Origin of the sequence: Phaeobacter sp. JH20_02, from assembly GCF_048056915.1 — a bacterium.
In the GTDB taxonomy this organism is placed as follows: Bacteria; Pseudomonadota; Alphaproteobacteria; order Rhodobacterales; family Rhodobacteraceae; genus Phaeobacter; species Phaeobacter bryozoorum.
In genome coordinates this window covers 105,358-121,023 of the sequence record NZ_JAYMVP010000021.1, presented here as the reverse complement: position 1 = coordinate 121,023, position 15,666 = coordinate 105,358, and the positions used below count along the sequence as shown (strand labels likewise).

Genomic DNA, 15,666 nt, shown 5'->3' with positions numbered 1-15,666 from the left:
CCTGCGGCAAGCCCCCCGGAGTATTTTTGGAAAGATGACGGGGCTCAGCCCGTGACTTTTTTCAGGTGATAGGATTTCGGGCGGGTGAGGTTATGGAAGCCGATGATCGACAGACCCCCACCGCGGCCGGTGTTCTTGCAGCCGGTCCAGCACAGGCCCGGATCCAGATAATCGGCGCGGTTCATAAACACGGTGCCGGTTTCGATCTGATCGCCAACACGCGCGGCGCGCTCGACATCACGGGTCCATAGCGACGCGGTGAGGCCAAATTCGCTGTCATTCATCAGCGCAATCGCCTCCTCGTCAGAGGTGACTTTCATGATGCCCACGACAGGGCCAAAGCTCTCGTCGCGCATCACCCGCATGTCATGAGTCACATCGGTCAGGATCTGCGGTGTGAGATAGGCACCGCCGTCATCCTCGGCGAAGGGCGCGATATGGGCGACAGCACCCGCCGCTACCGCCTCGGCGATCTGGTCGCGCACCTCCTGTGCAAAGCGCACATTGGCCATCGGGCCAATGGTGGTTTCTGCCTCCAGCGGATTGCCCAGCTTGTAGCCTTTCACGATGGCCACTGCCTTCTCGACAAAGGCGTCGTAAAGGCTCTCATGGACATAGATCCGCTCGATGCCGCAGCAGCACTGGCCTGCGTTGAACATGGCGCCGTCAATCAGCGTGTCCACCGCCGCATCAAGATCGGCGTCTTCCATCACATAACCCGGATCCTTGCCGCCCAGCTCGGTTCCGACGCCGGTAAAGGTGCCGGCCGCTGCGCGCTCCATCGCCTGGCCGCCACCGACGGAGCCTGTGAAGTTCACGAAGTCAAAGGCCTTTGAGGCAATTAGCGAGGATGTGGTGTCATGGTCGAGGAATACATTCTGGAACACATCTGCCGGAACGCCCGCCGACTGGAAGGCCTGCGCCATGCGCTCGCCCACCAGAAGCGTCTGGGTGGCATGTTTCAGCACCACGGTATTGCCCGCAATCAGCGCTGGCGCCACGGTGTTGATTGCGGTCATATAGGGGTAGTTCCAGGGCGCGACCACCAACACAACCCCATGGGGCACGCGCTTGATGTAGCGTTTGAAGGTGGCGTCCTCTCCAACCTCGATATCCGCAAGCGACTCTGCCGCAATCGCGGCCATGTGGCTGGCACGTTCGTTGAAGCCGCCAAACTCGCCGCCATAACGCACCGGGCGCCCCATCATGTGGGCCAGCTCCGGCACGATCTCGTCATTCATGGCCCCCACGGCGGCGACGCCGGCCATCACCAGGTCAATCCGCTCCTGCAGGGGGCGGGCGGCCCAGGCCGCCTGGGCCACACGTGCTGCCTTGGCACGCTCTGCTGCGGCCTCCGGCGACAGCGTCTCGCGCTCGGCATAGACCGATCCGTCGATCGGTGAGATACATTTCAGGGTCTGGCCCATGGTCTTCCTCATGTGGTTTGACGGGGGCCACGCCCCCATCGTCATCTTTCCAAAAATACTCTCGCCGAAGGCTGCGCGTCTCAGACGCGCTCAAACCCGCGGGCAATCTCGTAGTCGGTCACGATCCGCTCGAAATCCTCGATCTCAACTTCCGCCGCACGGACATAGTGGTCAACCACCGCATCGCCCATGGTGGCCCGCAACATGGCCGAGCTTTTGAGTGCCGCCGCCGCCTCACGCAGCGTGCCGGGGATCATGCCGGTGTCGCCCTGATAGACATCGCCCTTGGTGGGGGCCTGCAGCTCAAGCCCTTCCTCGATGCCTGCAATACCCGCCGCCAGCATGCCGGCGATGGCGAGATAGGGGTTCATGTCCGAGCCGGGTATCCGGCATTCCACGCGGATTGCCTTGCTGCCGACACCGCAGAGGCGATAGCCTGCGGTGCGGTTGTCCACCGACCAGATGATACGGGTCGGGGCAAAGGTGCCCTTCACGAAGCGTTTGTAGCTGTTGATATAGGGCGCCATGAAGGCGGTGTAATCCGGCGCGTATTTCAGCAGACCCGCCATGTAGGCCTTCATCAGCGATGACATGCCCAGCGCGTCGCTCTCGTCATAGAAGGCAGGTTTGCCGTCCTGCCACAGCGACTGGTGGACATGGGAGGAGGAGCCGACCTTCTCGTGATGCCATTTCGGCAGGAAGGTGACGGCATGGCCCTGCTGCTGGGCGATCTCTTTCACCGCATGTTTGGCAATGGTGTGATATTCCGCCGTATCCATCGCGGCGGCATATTTGATGTTCAGCTCTTCCTGACCGGTCTCGGCCTCGCCCTTGGAATTCTCGATCGGCAGCCCTGCATCCCACAGGTGGTTGCGGATCGGGCGCAGGATATGTTCCTCACGCGAGGTCTGCAGGATGCTGTAGTCCTCATTGTAGCCCGAGATCGGCTGCAGATCGCGGAAACCGGATTTGCGGATTTCGTCAAAGCTCTTCTCGAACAGGAAGAATTCCAGCTCGGTGGCGCACATCGCGTCAAAACCCATCTCTTTGAGACGGTTCACCTGACGTTTCAGGATGGCGCGGGGAGAATGGGGGACTTCCTCATGGCTGTGGTGATCCAGCACATCACAGAGCACCATCACCGTGCCAGCCAGCCAGGGCACCGGGCGCAGCGTGGCCAGATCCGGCTTCATGACATAATCGCCATAGCCGTTTTCCCAGCTGGTCGAGGCATAGCCTTCCGGCGTCGCCATCGCCAGATCGGTGGCGAGGAGATAGTTGCAGCAATGGGTCTCTTCCCAGGCGCCGTTCACAAAATGCTTGGCGTGAAAGCGTTTGCCCATCAGCCGACCCTGCATGTCCACAAGGCACACAAGAACTGTATCAACGGTGCCGTCGGCAATCTGGTCTTTGAGCGTATCGAAGGAGAGCATGAGCAGCCCTTTGTGTTCTGAGGCCACAACTTTCTGACTAAAAAAGTTGAGCAAATTCCTTGGGAAGGAATTTGGCCCACCGCACGCGGGCCAAATTCGGTTTTCTGTGGCAGCCTTTTAGCCGTAGCGATAGGGGCGGCCGGCCTTCTGCATGTCGGCGTTGTACTTCTTGATGATCTCGACAACGCGCGCTTTGGTCGGGCTTTCGGCGGCGATCTCGTCCCAGAATTTGACGGCGGCGTCTTCGACCTGCTGCCATTCGTTGTCCGGAATCGTGGTCAGTTTCATCTTGTCGCCGTTCACGCGCAAGGAGGCTTCGCCACCCCAGTACCACCACTGGCGATAATAATGCGACTGATCACAGCAGACACGGAACAGGGTCTGCAGGTCTTCGGGCAGCTCGTTCCAGCGGCCCTGGTTGGCAAAGAAAGAGCCAGCCCAGGCGCCGGAGATGTTGTTGGTCAGGAAGTAGTTGGTCACATCCGCCCAGCCGACGGTGTAATCCTCGGTGATGCCGGACCAGGCGATGCCGTCCAGCTCGCCAGTCTGCATGGCAACTTCGATGTCTTCCCACGGCAGGGTGACCGGCACCACGCCGAACTGGCTCAGGAAACGGCCGGCGGTCGGGAAGGTGAAGACGCGTTTCCCATTGAGGTCGGCCAGCGAGTTGATCGGATCCTTGGTGGCGAAATGGCAGGGGTCCCATGCGCCTGCCGAGATATGCTTGACGCCGACCTTGGAGTATTCCTCGTCCCAGATCTCGTTCAGACCATATTGGTTGAACAGCACAGGCACATCGAGCGAGTAGCGCGAGGCGAAGGGGAAATAGCCGCCAAAGACGGTGACTTCGGTGGGCGAGGCCATCGAGTCGTCATCCGACTGCACCGCGTCGATCGTGCCGCGCTGCATGGCGCGGAACAGCTCGCCGGTGGGGACCAGCTGGTCGGCATAGTAGAGCTCGATCTGCATGCGGTCGCCTGCGATCTTGTTGAACATGTCGATGGCGGGTTTCACCACATGCTCGGCCAGTGCCGCACCGGCATAGGTCTGCATACGCCAGGTGATTTTCGACTGAGCCAGCGCAGGTGTGGCCAGCGGTGCGGCCAGGGCGCCGACACCGGCGGTCTGTATAAACTTACGTCTTGTCGTCATGTCTCTTCTCCATGTTGAATGTCCGGCCCCCTTGCGGAGCTCTTCTGAGGGTTATTTTCCGTAAACATAGTCCGGCAGCCACAGGGCAATCTGCGGGAACATCATCACCAGGGCGAGTGCGACCACCATGACAGCGGCAAAGGGGATGATTGAGACGTAGATGTCTTTCAGCCCGATTTCCGGTGGCGCCATCGCCCGCATCAGGAACAGGTTGTAGCCAAAGGGCGGCGTCATATAGGCGATCTGGGTGGTGATGGTATAAAGCACACCGTACCAGATCAGATCAAACCCCAGCGCCCCCACAAGCGGCACATAAAGCGGCGCCACGATCACCAGCATCGCGGTGTCATCAAGGAAGGTGCCCATCACGATAAAGCTCAGCTGCATCAGGATCAGGATCATCCAGGGGCTGAGACCCAGCTGCGTGGTGAACAGATCCTCGATCGCCTTCACCGCGCCCAGACCATCAAAAATTGCGCCAAAGCCAAGCGCGGCGAGGATGATCCACATGAACATGCAGGAAATCCCCAGGGTGGAGCGCACCGACGTTTCAAACACCTCCTTGTTCATCCGACCTTTGAGAATGGCCGCGACAAAGGCGGTCATCGCACCAATGGCGGAGCTTTCCACCAGCGAGGTCCAGCCATTCACAAAGGGAACCATCATCGCGGCAAAGATCGCCAAGGGCAGCACGCCGGAGAACAGCAGGCGGTATTTTTCCTTCATGAAGACATCATGATAGAAGATCGGAACGCCTCTGGTGACAAAGGCCAGAACAGCACCGGCAAGAGCCACGCCCATTGCGGGTTTTGCCTCGATGATGCCCATCTTGACCACCAGCGGCACCAGCACCAGAAGGGCCAGAACGATGTAGTTCAGGCGCAGCGGATGATCGCTGATTCGCTCATATTCGGCGAGATCCTCGGGGCTCATGGCGGGGCCGAGTTCGGGCTGCATCCGGGCGCGCAGATAGATGTAGATGATGAACATGGCCGCCATCAACAGACCCGGAACAACACCGGCGAGCCAGAGCTGACCAACCGGCTGGCGCGCGATCATCGCATAGAGCACCAGCACGACGGAGGGCGGCACCAGAATGCCCAGGGAGGAACCGGCCTGAATGGTGCCGGTGACCAGCGTCTTGTCATAGCCACGGCGCAAAAGCTCGGGCAGGGCGATGGTGGCGCCGATGGCCATACCAGCCACGGACAGACCGTTCATCGCCGAGATCAGGACCATCAGACCAATGGTACCAATCGCCAGTCCGCCTTTGACCGGTCCCATCCACACGTGAAACATCCGGTAGAGATCATCTGCGATCTTCGATTCCGACAGCACGTACCCCATGAAGATGAACATTGGCAGCGTGAGCAGAGGATACCATTTCATCAGCTTCATGGCCGCGGAGAAGGGGATTTCACTGCCGCCAGTGCCCCAGAGCAGCAGACCGGCCACAGCGCCGACGAAACCGATTGCGCCAAACACACGCTGACCGGTCATCAGCATCAGCATCATGCCGGCAAACATCATAATGGCGATGAGTTCATAGGACATTAGAAGTCGTCTCCGCGAAGGCGTCCGAGATCACGGAACAATTCAGCAAGGCATTGCAGCAGCATCAGAAAGACGCCGAAACAGAGGATGGTTTTGATCGGCCACATGAAGGGGCGCCACGCGGTGGAACTGCGTTCCAGATAGCCGAGTTTGGCGCTGGCGGCATCGACGCCTTCGCTCACAAGGATTGTCAGCAGCTCTCCGAAGAACTGAAACGGCTCCAGCCCGAAATACCCCAGCGAATAGGCGGTGGAGCTGACGGCGCCATAAAACAGGATCCCCAGGTAGAACATCAGGAACAGCACGGTGACGGCATCGACCATGGCCTTGGTCTTGAGCGACCATGCGCCATAGAACAGATCCATCCGTACATTGCTGCCCATCTGGATCGAGTAGGGACCACCCAGAATATAGTAGGCGACCATGACAAACTGCGCGGTCTCCAGCGTCCAGAGTGACGGGTTGAAAAAGGTCTTTGACACCGAGGACCACAGAAGCACCCCAACCAGCACAAAGATCAGATACATGGCGAAACGGCCAATCACGCGGTTCATCGCGTCGATGGCGCGTACATAGCTCTTGATGGCACTAGGCATTGGCTGCCTCCTTACTGGTCAGCGCGCTCAGGGCCGGGCGCAGCAGACACAGCAATTCGTCTGTCATGGCGGCTTCCTGTTCCGGGGTCTGCAACAGATCGTTACGCACTTCGATCATCACATTGGCCAAACCATTGTTCTGACCATGCAGCACCAGCGAATGTGTGACACCGTCCTGCGGGCCATAAGGCGCGTTGCGCTCGATCTGGCGGTCGGGCAGGGCCGGGGCGGCCTCCAGCATCGCATCGGCCAAGCGGCTGTCCGCATCGTGCAGGATGCCGATTTCGACGCTGCGCGGGGTGCCGTAAAAGATCGGGGTAAAGCTATGGACCGTCACCAGCATCGTCTCGCGGCCTGCGGCCCTGCGATCAGCGATCACCTGCGCCACGGCCGCGCAGAAGGGGGTGTAGACGCTGTCGACCCGTTCGGCCCGCGCCGCCGCATCCAGATCACGGTTGCCGGGGACTTCGATCAGTTCCGATTTCGCGGGCATGGCACTGGCAGCTTCGGGCGGGCGGTTGCAGTCATAGACCAGCCGCGACACCCGGCTTGCGACCAGCGGCGCGTCCAGAGCCACCGATAGACCCTTGGCCACCGCCAATGCGCCGGGATCCCAGGCGGCATGGCTGGCGCGGTCATCCTCCGACAGGCCAAGCCCCTCATACCGCGCCGGAATGTGGTTGCTGGCATGTTCGCACAGCACCAGCACATCGCCGGTGCCCGCTGCATTCCAGATCTCTACTGCCTCATTGGGCAGTTCCGGTGCGGCGGCAGATGGAGCGTTGGAATCGCTCAGTGACATTGGGCACTCCCTGATTTTGGAAAAATGTTTTCACGTACGACTTTTTGTGTCAATATATTTTCAGCATCAGTTTGATCCCCTCGTGTCGGGGATGGCCCTGTCTTTGGGGTAGTGCATAAATTGTAGGCAAACCAGAGGGATAGCCGGACAGTGACAAAACCGCCCGCCACCGTGCGCGAACTCATCCGGGAGCAATATGCAACCCTGACCCAAGCAGAGCGCAAATTCGCAAATGCCCTGCTGGCCAATTATCCGGCGGCTGGTCTGGCCTCTATCACCATTGTTGCCGCCAATGCCGATGTGTCGACACCCACCGTGGCGCGAATGGTGCAGAAGCTTGGTTTCAAAGGATATCCGCAGTTCCATCAGGCCCTGCTGAAAGAGCTGGAGGCAAAGGGATCCGGCCCGACCCAGCGCCGGGCCAACTGGGCGTCGGAGGCGCCGGAGGGGCATCTTCTGAACAGATTTGCACAGGCGGTGACCGACAACCTCAGTCAGACCTTTTCCAACGTCGATTCAGAGCAGTTCGATGCGGCGGTCCGGCAGCTGGCCGATACTGAGGGTCGGCTCTATGTGGTTGGCGGGCGCATCACCCGTGCGCTTGCGGATTATGCCTTCACGCATTTTCAGGCCATTCGCCAGCGGGTCACACATATGACCTCCTCCTCGGCGACCTGGCCGCATTACGTGCTGGATATGGTGGAAGGCGACACTCTGCTGATGTTCGACGTACGCCGCTATGAGACCAACCTGCAACGGCTGGCCGAACTGGCCTCGGAACGGGGGGTGCGGGTGATCTTGATCACCGACCAATGGTCCAGCCCCATCGGATCTGTGGCGGCGCATACCTTCAATTGCTGGGTGGAAATCCCCTCGGCCTGGGACTCAAACATCTCAACCATGATGCTGCTGGAGGCGATGATCTCGGCCGCACAGGAGGAGCGCTGGGACGAGACGCGCGCGCGATACGAGAAACTCGATACAATCTTCGACACCACGCGGCTGTTTCGCAAATTCACCTGAATCCCCTCGCAGCCGTGGTTGTTCATAGTCAGAGAAACGTGTCCAACAGATACAAAAAAGGGAGGCCGCTGGCCTCCCTTTTTTGTATCTCGGAATTTAAGTGTTTCAGTAGCGGTTGCGGACCGCAAGGCCGATCAGCACGCCCAGCCCCAGCGCGCCAGCTACGGCAAGCGCCGGATTCTTCTTCACGAATTCCTCACTCTGGGAGGCAAGCTCATTGACGGTCTGGGACGCGGTTTTTGCACCCTCGGCCGCCATCTCACGGACCGCCTGAGCATTGCGTACCGCCATATCCTCCAGCTGTTCGCCAACTTCTTTGGCTTTTGCCGCAATCGGCTGGGAAGCCTCTGTGAGGGTGTCCTGCTTGCGTCGCGCAGCGGTCGATTTCTTCGGTTCAGTCTGTGTCTGAGTTGCAGCCATGATGAAGTCTCCTTTCCACCACTCAACGTGCGCCGAGCCGCGAAAGTTCCATGGAACCATCGCCGCGCGGTCTGAGTTGGGACGGTATCACAGCACGACATGATATGAAGGAGAGGACCATGCTCTACTGGGCTTTGCTATTCTTTGTTGTCGCAGTCATCGCTGGCCTCTTCGGCTTTGGCGGTGTGGCGTCTGCCTCTGCCGGGATCGCGCAGATTTTGTTCTTCGTGTTCCTTGTACTCTTTGCCATCGCCATGGTGGTTCGGGTGGTAAAGGGCAGATAGCGTGGAGACGACAATGCGAAAGCGATAAGGGGCGGATGCTGTGGCGTCCGCCCATTTTCGTTGTTCATCTGTCCCCGGCGCCTGCGCGTCTGACATCGGTGAGAAGGTCTGACACCGGCGAGAAATATGGGAACCTCTGTCAGGAGCACACGTTGGGGTGGCGAGACCGACACAGACAAAGGAGATGATGAGATGAGCGAAGCGCTTTCAGTTGTGCCCAGCCGTGATGACGTTAGCACCGGTGTCCGTGACACCTCGGTGATCGCCAGCGGGCTGGCCGATGTGCTGGCCGATACCTATCGCCTCGTGTTCAAGACCCATGCCTATCACTGGAACGTCGAAGGGCCGGCCTTTTACTCGGTCCATAAGCTGACCGAAGAGCAGTATGAGAATATGTTTGCAGCGACCGACGAGCTGGCGGAACGGATCCGCGCGCTGGGGCATCTGGCGCCGTCGAGCCTTGCCGATATCGTCAGCCGTTCGAAGCTTGAAGACAAAACCGGCTCGCTGACGGCTGCGGATATGGTTGAGGATCTCGCTCATTGTCATGAACGCGTCGCGCACCGCCTTCATGCGCTGGCCGAGTTGGCGGGCGATCGCAAGGATATCGTTACCGAGGATCTGGCGACGGCGCGCTCCGCCTTTCACGAGCAGGCCGCCTGGATGCTGCGCGCCATCGCCAAGGGCTGAGGCCTGACGAAAGCTTGGGCGCCGCCTGACAGGGTGATCCGGCACGAGAGACGCGCGCGGCGGTGATCCCGGCGCGGCGGCGATCTCAAGCGAAAGAGTGGAAAACATCCGCAACTGCCGTCCAGACACAAAAATAGCCGCCTGATCACAGGCGGCTATTTGATCAAAACAGGTTTGCGCCTGGTTTAGGCCTTCAACGTCTCGGTCGAGGAGAAGAACATCGCCTGGCTGACCGCCGAGCGAACCTGATCCTCGGTATAGGGCTTCGAAATCAGGAAGGCAGGTTCCGGCCCTTCGCCGGTCAGCAGCCTTTCGGGGAAGGCAGTGATAAAGATCACGGGGCAGTCAAAATGATTTTCAAGGATCTTGTTCACCGCATCAATGCCGCTGGAGTTATCCGCAAGCTGGATATCCGACAGGATCAGATCCGGTGTCTCTTCCCTTGCGAGTTTCAGCGCGGCATCTTCAGTCCGGGCAATGCCGGTCACCCGATGTCCCATTTCGCTGACGATCCCTTCAAGATCCATCGAAATGATCGCCTCATCCTCGATGATCATGATGCGACCCGATGTGGATTTCGACATCTCCTGATAGGCGATCTTCACCAGTTCACTTGCTTCATCGGCGCCGATTTCCATGATCTGCGCCACCTCTGCGGTGCTGAAATCCTCAATCGTGTGAAGCAGAAGCGCCTCGCGGGTATTTGGGGTAAGCGCACGCAGATGCTTCTGCGCCTGGGTCTCCAGCCCGCTGTCGGGCATATCCAGCTCAACCGGGGCACCGCTGGAACTCCAGATAACATGGAAAGCGCGGAACAAAGCCACCTTTGCTTTCAGCTCAGCCTCATAGCGGTCCGGCTCGGCCAGGATCGCCTCCAGAGTTGCAAGGGCATAGGTGTCACCGCTGGTCTGGCTACCTGTCAGCGCCCGCGCATAACGGCGCAGGAACGGCAGGTTAGACCCGATCTGATTAGCAAGAATTTCTCCTGTCGGGGCGGTCATTTGATATGTCCCTTTTTTTCTGAATACATATGGAACCATACGTCTGGTCACTGCGTTTGGTTCCAGAGTGTGCGTAAAAAAATATAGTTGGATCGTATGGAAAAGCACAAGGCAACAGAAAAACGCGGCGACGCGATCGAGCGAGAGATCGACAGCAACCTGAAAAAGGCGTTTGATACGCTTGCGTCGGAGCCCATCCCCGACCGGTTCGCAAATCTTCTCGACCAGCTGAAAGCCAAGGGCGCAGCGCCGATCAAAAGCGCAAATCGTGATGAGGATGACTCCTGATGGGCGATCCCAGAGACGAGCTGGTGGACCACCTTGGTGCCATGCGTGCGTTCGCCATCAGTCTGACCCGGAATACGGCCATGGCCGATGATCTGGTGCAGGATACCTTGGTGAAAGCCTGGACCAATATCGACAAATTCGAGGAAGGCTCCAATATGCGGGCCTGGCTCTTTACGATCCTGCGCAACACGTATTACTCTCTACGCCGTAAACGCCGCCGCGAGGTGGAGGACGGCGATGGCGTCCTGTCCGAGCAGCTTTCGCAGAAACCTGATCATGACGGGCGCCTGAACATGCGCGATTTCAACAAAGCTTTCGAACAGCTGAACGATGAACAGCGCGAGGCGCTGATCCTGGTTGGCGCCGGCGGGTTCTCTTATGAGGAGGCCGCAGAAACCTGCGGCGTCAAGGTCGGCACGATCAAGAGCCGGGTGAACAGAGGCCGGGCGCGGTTGGCCGAGCTGATGAATCTGAGCGAAAACGAGCCGCTGGAGCTGACCGACACGGTAACTGCAGGCATCGTGTCGCAGCAAAGCGTGGCCTGATATGAAACTGGGGCGGGCACTGGCTGGCGGGCTGTTTTTTCGGCTCGCCGCTCTCATGACCTTGGCATTGCTGCCATTGGGCATGATTGCCATCTATCAGACCTATACGGTGATAGATGAGGCCGCGCGCCTGTCCCGGATGGCCATTCTTGCCCGCACCGAACGGGCCGCCATGGGAGAGCGGGAGCTGTTGCAACGCACCAGCGGCGCCGCTGACGCCCTGGCGGCGACCACCCTGCCGCTGCGCAATCAGCCCGCAGCCTGCAATCTCGCCCTGGCCACCTTTGTAAAAGCGCAGCCGACCTATTCCTTTGCAGGCCTTGTCACGCCCGAGGGGCAGCCGGTCTGCAGTTCCAAGGATGTGGGCGCCGCGATCGCCGAAACAGCTTTTTTTGCAAAAGCGGTCGCGCGCGGCGCGCTGACCTATGGGGTGGGGCGCAGCCTTGATGGAAATGGGGATTTCGAACTCTCATTGACAACGCCGGTTCGCGAAGGTGGCGAAATCGTCGGCTATCTGACCCTCGCCATTCCGAAAAGATTGACCAGCGCGTTTTTCACCGAGAGCTGGCAACTGGAAGGCATCCGTTTTGCCACAATTGATCGGGACGGCGATATCCTGTCCTCTTCGGAGCCGCTGCCTCAGGCCGGGTTGATGCTGCCCCAGACACCCGCGCAGTCGGATCTGATCAGGCGGTCTGGCGACACGTTCTTTGCAACGTCAAAATCCCAGGAAGAACGGTTCTTCGCGGTGAGCGACATCGTTCCGGGCCAGGTCGCCGTTGTGGGAAGCTGGCCAGCTGCACAGGCGCAGATGGCAACAGGCATGGGCGGCTGGGCCTTCACCCTGGCCTTTCCGGTGTTGATGTGGCTCGCAGGCATGGTCGTCGGCGTATTTGGCCTGCATCGTCTTGTTATCCGCCATCTCAGTGACCTGCGCGCAGCCATGCGGCGCTATGCGCTAGGCGAGCGGAAACAGGCCCAGCTGGATCTGCTGAACCCGCCGCGCGAATTTGCCGAGGCCCAGCAGTCCTTTAACCGCATGGTGATGATCCTCAGCAAGGCCGAAGAACGCCGGGAGATCGACCTGCGCGAGAAAACCGTGCTCCTGCGCGAGGTGCATCACCGGGTAAAGAACAACCTCCAGCTCATCGCCTCGATCATGAACATGCAGGCAAGATCGGCGCGCTCTGACGAGGCGCGCAACGTGCTTGCCCAGCTTCAGCGCCGGGTGCGTGGGCTGGCGGCGATTCACCGGTCCCTGAACACCAATCCAGATGTCACCACCGTGGATGCGGCCGAGCTTATTACGGCTCTGGCCAAGGAGATTGCCTCCCTGTCGCATGGGCGCGACGGCGCTGTCGCCATCGAAACCGATCTGGCCTCGGTCCAGCTTAATCAGGACGATGCGGTGAATCTGTCGATGCTGGTGGCCGAAACGCTCACCAATGCTGTCAGATTTGCGGGTGTAGACGGCGACGGGCGACGCGTTGTTGGTGTCTCCTTTGCCGAACAGCAGGGCGGCTACTGTCGTCTTACCATCCGCAACGCGCTCGGCCCGCAGAACGGGGCCGAAAGCGAAGAGCGCCAGTTCACCAGCGGGCTCGGCGCCCGGCTCATCAAGGCCTTCGTCGCACAGCTCGAGGGTGAGGCCAAGACGACGGAAACAGAAACAGAATTTACCTATGAGGTCGTCTTTCCGCATAGCGACGACACGGCGGCACAGGGGCTTGCGGAAAAAAGGGGTGCGAACGACAATGCCGACCTGCGAAACACAGGATGACGCGGCGACGGATCCAGAGGTCTTTGAGGTTCTGGTGACCGCTGCCGAGGCATGGCCTGCGTTTGAGCGGGCGGTGCTCAGCGCCAAAACAGAGGTGCGTGCCAGTTTCCGTATCTTCGACTTCTCTACCGCATTGCTGAGCGACGAGGCGCGCGCCATCGGCGAGACATGGGCGGATTTGGTCGAACATGTGGTTGCCCGAGGTGTCCATTTTCATCTGGTTGTCAGCGATTTCGACCCGGTGATGGGCCAGGAACTGCATCAGAAAACCAAACGCACCGTTGCGCAGGCGCAGGAAATCGCCGTGCGCCTCGCGCGCCGCGCGACCGATGATCCGGTCGGTGACCTTCATGTCGAGGGCGCGCTGCATCCGGCGCGGGCAGGTCTGTTGCCACGGTTGGCCTTTGGCCCGTTCATCAAGATGAAGAAGAACAAGATCTCGGACCGCAGGCCAACCGGACCAGCAGGCGCCACCGGGTTCCCCAGTCGTGGCCTGTCCGATACCCCCGACGATGGTCTTCTTCCCGAAGTGCGCCCGGTCACCCACCATCAGAAACTGGCGGTGATCGACGAAACCCTACTCTATGTCGGCGGGCTGGATCTCAACGAGCGCCGCCGCGATACGCTGGAGCATGATGAGCCGTCACAGCAGACCTGGGCGGATGTCCAGGTGCTGGTCAGCGGCCCCGAGGCCCGCGAGGCCGCGCAGCATTTGCGGCATTTTCAACGCTATGTCGCGGGCAAGGAACACCCGCCCGAAGGCAAATTGATCCGCCGGACGATTTCCGCGCCGCGTCGTTTCGGATTCTGGGCGCTGTCCCCCCGCACGGTATTGCGCGAGATCGAAGAGGATTATCTCGCCGCCTTCGAACGCGCTGAACATCTGATCTATCTCGAAACCCAGTTTCTGCGCTCCAGCGTACTGGCCGACGGGCTCGCCGCTGCCGCCAGACGCAACCCGGACCTCTCTCTTATTCTGGTGCTGCCCGCGCTGCCCGATGATGTGGCTTTTGAGGGCAACCGGGATCTGGATGCGCGCTATGGTATGGCCTTACAGGGGCAGGCGCTGGACACATTGCAAGCAGCTTTTGGCAGCCGCGCGACCATCGCCAGCCCGGTACAGCCGATCCTGGCCGATCGCGAAGCGCCCTCGGTGCTGGCAGGCTCACCGGTGATCTATGTGCACAGCAAGGTGCTGATTGTTGACGATAGTTTTGCGATGGTCGGGTCTGCGAACATGAACGGGCGGTCGATGCGCTGGGACACTGAGGTGGCGCTGCGCATCACCCGCAAGGACCGCGTGGCCGAAACCTGGCGCGCGATGTGCAACCACTGGTGGGATCAGGGCCAGATGCCGGATGAGGCGCGCAGGCTGGAGACAGCGTCGGACTGGTGGCGCGCAGAGGTCGCACGCAATGGCCTGCGCCTGCCGGAGTCGCGCAACGGCTTTCTGGTGCCCCATGATCCGGACAAAATGGCCGATCTTCAGCAGCCCCTTCCGGGCGCGACCGAGGATGTGGTCTGACCCGACGGGATGACAGGGCCTGATGGCGCGACTGGGGCGCGCAGGCGGCGGCCAGGTGGTCTGGCTCAACTTGGCTGGGTATCGGGGCCTTGTGACCGGCGTGCCTCTGAGGAGGCGCGCAGCAACTGACCGGCCCACAGCAACGTCGGCAGCGCCACGATCGCGCCCACCGGACCCCAGATCCACAGGCCAAAGACAATCGCGAGAAACACCACCAGCGGGCTCAGATGCAGCTGATGACCGACAAAAGCCGGGGTGACAAACTGCGCCTCGATAAGGTTCAGCCCAAGGAACAATGCCGGCGGCAGCAGCGCCGCCGCACCGCCAAGCTGGGTCATCCCGACGAATGTCAGGCCGGTGATCATCATCAACGGGCCGAGATACAGGATGAAGTTCAGCAGCATGGCTGCCAGCCCCCAGATCAGCGCGCTGTCGATGCCGATCACGGCAAGGCCGATTGCGGTGGCGACACCAAGCCCTGCGTTGACGATCGTCACAGCAGCGAAGTAGCGCGCCACCTCATGTTCCGCGCGGTAGAGCCGTTTGCCCAATGCCCCCGCAGCAGCATAGATATCCGTACGTGTCAGCACGAAGAAGAACAGCGTGCCGATGAAGATAAACACCTGCGCACCAAAGTTGGGCGCCACCCAGAGCGCATCCATCAGCGTCGGAAACCCGCTGGCCACATCCGCCTCGGCGCCGCGTGTTCCGACGGTTTGTTCAATCTCCTGGCTGATGGCTTCGATGCCGCGCAGGAGGCCGGACATCATGTAGACCCAGCTTTTGATTTCACGTTTGATTTTGGGGAGATCTTCAACAACGCCCGAGATCAGGGGCTCCAGCGACAGGAACAGCAGCACGATGATGGCGCAGGAGAACAGCAGAAGGCTGCTCGCGACGATCACGCGGGCCACGCCAATGCCCTGTAGCCGGTCGGCAATGGGTGAGACGACAATCCCCACCACCACGGCAAATATGATGGGCGCAAGGATCGGTTTGGATACATAGAGTGCAAGGCCGAGGGCAAGTGCCGTCAGAATGAGCAGCATCATGCGCGCCGCACGGTCGGACAGCATCGAATTGAGCATGGCGAATGGCCTTGTCTGAGAGAAAACCCTCCGGCCCGGTCGGGCCAGAGGGGAGGTT

16 protein-coding genes are annotated in these 15,666 nt (G+C 60.2%); 7 read left to right on the top strand and 9 right to left on the bottom strand.

The genetic code is table 11. The features are described 5' to 3' along the window. Positions 1-44: 44 nt before the first annotated feature. The 6 genes from VWY34_RS06200 to VWY34_RS06175 form a co-directional block, all read right to left on the bottom strand. Positions 45-1,427 (bottom strand): aldehyde dehydrogenase family protein, encoded by a 1,383-nt coding sequence (locus VWY34_RS06200; protein WP_416544641.1) that lies wholly within the window; start codon positions 1,425-1,427, stop codon positions 45-47. Between the two features lie 80 nt (positions 1,428-1,507). Further along, positions 1,508-2,860, bottom strand: coding sequence for a glutamine synthetase family protein (locus tag VWY34_RS06195; protein WP_416544640.1), 1,353 nt, complete (start codon positions 2,858-2,860; stop codon positions 1,508-1,510). Positions 2,861-2,977: 117 nt separating this feature from the next. Then, on the bottom strand, positions 2,978-4,012 hold the full coding sequence (locus tag VWY34_RS06190) for a TRAP transporter substrate-binding protein (protein WP_340547384.1): 1,035 nt from the start codon (positions 4,010-4,012) through the stop codon (positions 2,978-2,980). 51 nt (positions 4,013-4,063) lie between these two features. Continuing rightward, a complete protein-coding gene (locus VWY34_RS06185) occupies positions 4,064-5,566 on the bottom strand; it encodes a TRAP transporter large permease (RefSeq protein ID WP_340547383.1) in 1,503 nt (500 codons plus the stop codon). Beyond that, on the bottom strand, positions 5,566-6,162 hold the full coding sequence (locus VWY34_RS06180; protein WP_340547382.1) for a TRAP transporter small permease subunit: 597 nt from the start codon (positions 6,160-6,162) through the stop codon (positions 5,566-5,568). The genes VWY34_RS06185 and VWY34_RS06180 overlap by 1 nt, the downstream gene beginning before the upstream one ends. Beyond that, entirely contained in the window at positions 6,155-6,964 is an 810-nt protein-coding gene (locus tag VWY34_RS06175) for an N-formylglutamate amidohydrolase (RefSeq protein WP_340547381.1), read from the bottom strand. The genes VWY34_RS06180 and VWY34_RS06175 overlap by 8 nt, the downstream gene beginning before the upstream one ends. Positions 6,965-7,114: 150 nt before the next feature. Between VWY34_RS06175 and VWY34_RS06170 the strand changes: the two genes are divergently transcribed. Continuing rightward, positions 7,115-7,987 (top strand): MurR/RpiR family transcriptional regulator, encoded by an 873-nt coding sequence (locus VWY34_RS06170; protein WP_340547380.1) that lies wholly within the window; start codon positions 7,115-7,117, stop codon positions 7,985-7,987. A gap of 105 nt (positions 7,988-8,092) precedes the next feature. On the opposite strand, the gene VWY34_RS06165 is transcribed toward VWY34_RS06170, so the two are convergent. Beyond that, positions 8,093-8,407, bottom strand: a complete 315-nt coding sequence (locus VWY34_RS06165; protein WP_416536643.1) for a hypothetical protein — start codon at positions 8,405-8,407, stop codon at positions 8,093-8,095. 119 nt (positions 8,408-8,526) lie between these two features. Between VWY34_RS06165 and VWY34_RS06160 the strand changes: the two genes are divergently transcribed. Together VWY34_RS06160 and VWY34_RS06155 are read left to right on the top strand one after the other, a co-directional pair. Beyond that, positions 8,527-8,691: a DUF1328 domain-containing protein gene (locus VWY34_RS06160; RefSeq protein WP_340547378.1), complete on the top strand. Its 165-nt coding sequence runs from the start codon at positions 8,527-8,529 to the stop codon at positions 8,689-8,691. Between the two features lie 192 nt (positions 8,692-8,883). Further along, on the top strand, positions 8,884-9,381 hold the full coding sequence (locus VWY34_RS06155) for a Dps family protein (RefSeq protein WP_340547377.1): 498 nt from the start codon (positions 8,884-8,886) through the stop codon (positions 9,379-9,381). A gap of 185 nt (positions 9,382-9,566) precedes the next feature. Here the strand turns inward: VWY34_RS06155 and VWY34_RS06150 are convergent, their stop codons facing one another. Continuing rightward, positions 9,567-10,382, bottom strand: a complete 816-nt coding sequence (locus VWY34_RS06150; protein ID WP_340547376.1) for a response regulator — start codon at positions 10,380-10,382, stop codon at positions 9,567-9,569. Positions 10,383-10,478: 96 nt separating this feature from the next. On the opposite strand from VWY34_RS06150, the gene VWY34_RS06145 reads away from it, so the two are divergent. From VWY34_RS06145 to VWY34_RS06130, 4 genes are read left to right on the top strand one after another with little or no spacing between them, the layout of a single operon-like run. Next, a complete protein-coding gene (locus VWY34_RS06145) occupies positions 10,479-10,670 on the top strand; it encodes a NepR family anti-sigma factor (protein ID WP_416536718.1) in 192 nt (63 codons plus the stop codon). Next, positions 10,670-11,215: an RNA polymerase sigma factor gene (locus VWY34_RS06140; protein ID WP_340547374.1), complete on the top strand. Its 546-nt coding sequence runs from the start codon at positions 10,670-10,672 to the stop codon at positions 11,213-11,215. The genes VWY34_RS06145 and VWY34_RS06140 overlap by 1 nt, the downstream gene beginning before the upstream one ends. 55 nt (positions 11,216-11,270) lie before the next feature. After that, positions 11,271-12,995 carry a sensor histidine kinase gene (locus VWY34_RS06135; RefSeq protein WP_416544639.1) on the top strand — a complete coding sequence of 575 codons (1,725 nt, stop codon included), beginning with the start codon at positions 11,271-11,273 and terminating at the stop codon, positions 12,993-12,995. Next, positions 12,970-14,520: a phospholipase D family protein gene (locus tag VWY34_RS06130; protein WP_416544638.1), complete on the top strand. Its 1,551-nt coding sequence runs from the start codon at positions 12,970-12,972 to the stop codon at positions 14,518-14,520. The genes VWY34_RS06135 and VWY34_RS06130 overlap by 26 nt, the downstream gene beginning before the upstream one ends. A 65-nt stretch (positions 14,521-14,585) precedes the next feature. On the opposite strand, the gene VWY34_RS06125 is transcribed toward VWY34_RS06130, so the two are convergent. Beyond that, positions 14,586-15,608: an AI-2E family transporter gene (locus tag VWY34_RS06125; RefSeq protein ID WP_340547371.1), complete on the bottom strand. Its 1,023-nt coding sequence runs from the start codon at positions 15,606-15,608 to the stop codon at positions 14,586-14,588. Positions 15,609-15,666: the final 58 nt, after the last annotated feature.

Excerpts from the sequence above, each read along its gene's own strand:
- VWY34_RS06175 (WP_340547381.1), bottom strand. The coding sequence starts at position 6,964 with ATGTCACTGAGCGATTCCAACGCTCCATCTGCCGCCGCACCGGAACTG.
- VWY34_RS06155 (WP_340547377.1), top strand. The coding sequence starts at position 8,884 with ATGAGCGAAGCGCTTTCAGTTGTGCCCAGCCGTGATGACGTTAGCACC.
- VWY34_RS06145 (WP_416536718.1), top strand. The coding sequence starts at position 10,479 with ATGGAAAAGCACAAGGCAACAGAAAAACGCGGCGACGCGATCGAGCGA.
- VWY34_RS06190 (WP_340547384.1), bottom strand. The coding sequence starts at position 4,012 with ATGACGACAAGACGTAAGTTTATACAGACCGCCGGTGTCGGCGCCCTG.
- VWY34_RS06150 (WP_340547376.1), bottom strand. The coding sequence starts at position 10,382 with ATGACCGCCCCGACAGGAGAAATTCTTGCTAATCAGATCGGGTCTAAC.
- VWY34_RS06180 (WP_340547382.1), bottom strand. The coding sequence starts at position 6,162 with ATGCCTAGTGCCATCAAGAGCTATGTACGCGCCATCGACGCGATGAAC.
- VWY34_RS06130 (WP_416544638.1), top strand. The coding sequence starts at position 12,970 with ATGCCGACCTGCGAAACACAGGATGACGCGGCGACGGATCCAGAGGTC.
- VWY34_RS06135 (WP_416544639.1), top strand. The coding sequence starts at position 11,271 with ATGACCTTGGCATTGCTGCCATTGGGCATGATTGCCATCTATCAGACC.
- VWY34_RS06185 (WP_340547383.1), bottom strand. The coding sequence starts at position 5,566 with ATGTCCTATGAACTCATCGCCATTATGATGTTTGCCGGCATGATGCTG.
- VWY34_RS06125 (WP_340547371.1), bottom strand. The coding sequence starts at position 15,608 with ATGCTCAATTCGATGCTGTCCGACCGTGCGGCGCGCATGATGCTGCTC.
- VWY34_RS06140 (WP_340547374.1), top strand. The coding sequence starts at position 10,670 with ATGGGCGATCCCAGAGACGAGCTGGTGGACCACCTTGGTGCCATGCGT.
- VWY34_RS06165 (WP_416536643.1), bottom strand. The coding sequence starts at position 8,407 with ATGGCTGCAACTCAGACACAGACTGAACCGAAGAAATCGACCGCTGCG.
- VWY34_RS06195 (WP_416544640.1), bottom strand. The coding sequence starts at position 2,860 with ATGCTCTCCTTCGATACGCTCAAAGACCAGATTGCCGACGGCACCGTT.
- VWY34_RS06160 (WP_340547378.1), top strand. The coding sequence starts at position 8,527 with ATGCTCTACTGGGCTTTGCTATTCTTTGTTGTCGCAGTCATCGCTGGC.
- VWY34_RS06200 (WP_416544641.1), bottom strand. The coding sequence starts at position 1,427 with ATGGGCCAGACCCTGAAATGTATCTCACCGATCGACGGATCGGTCTAT.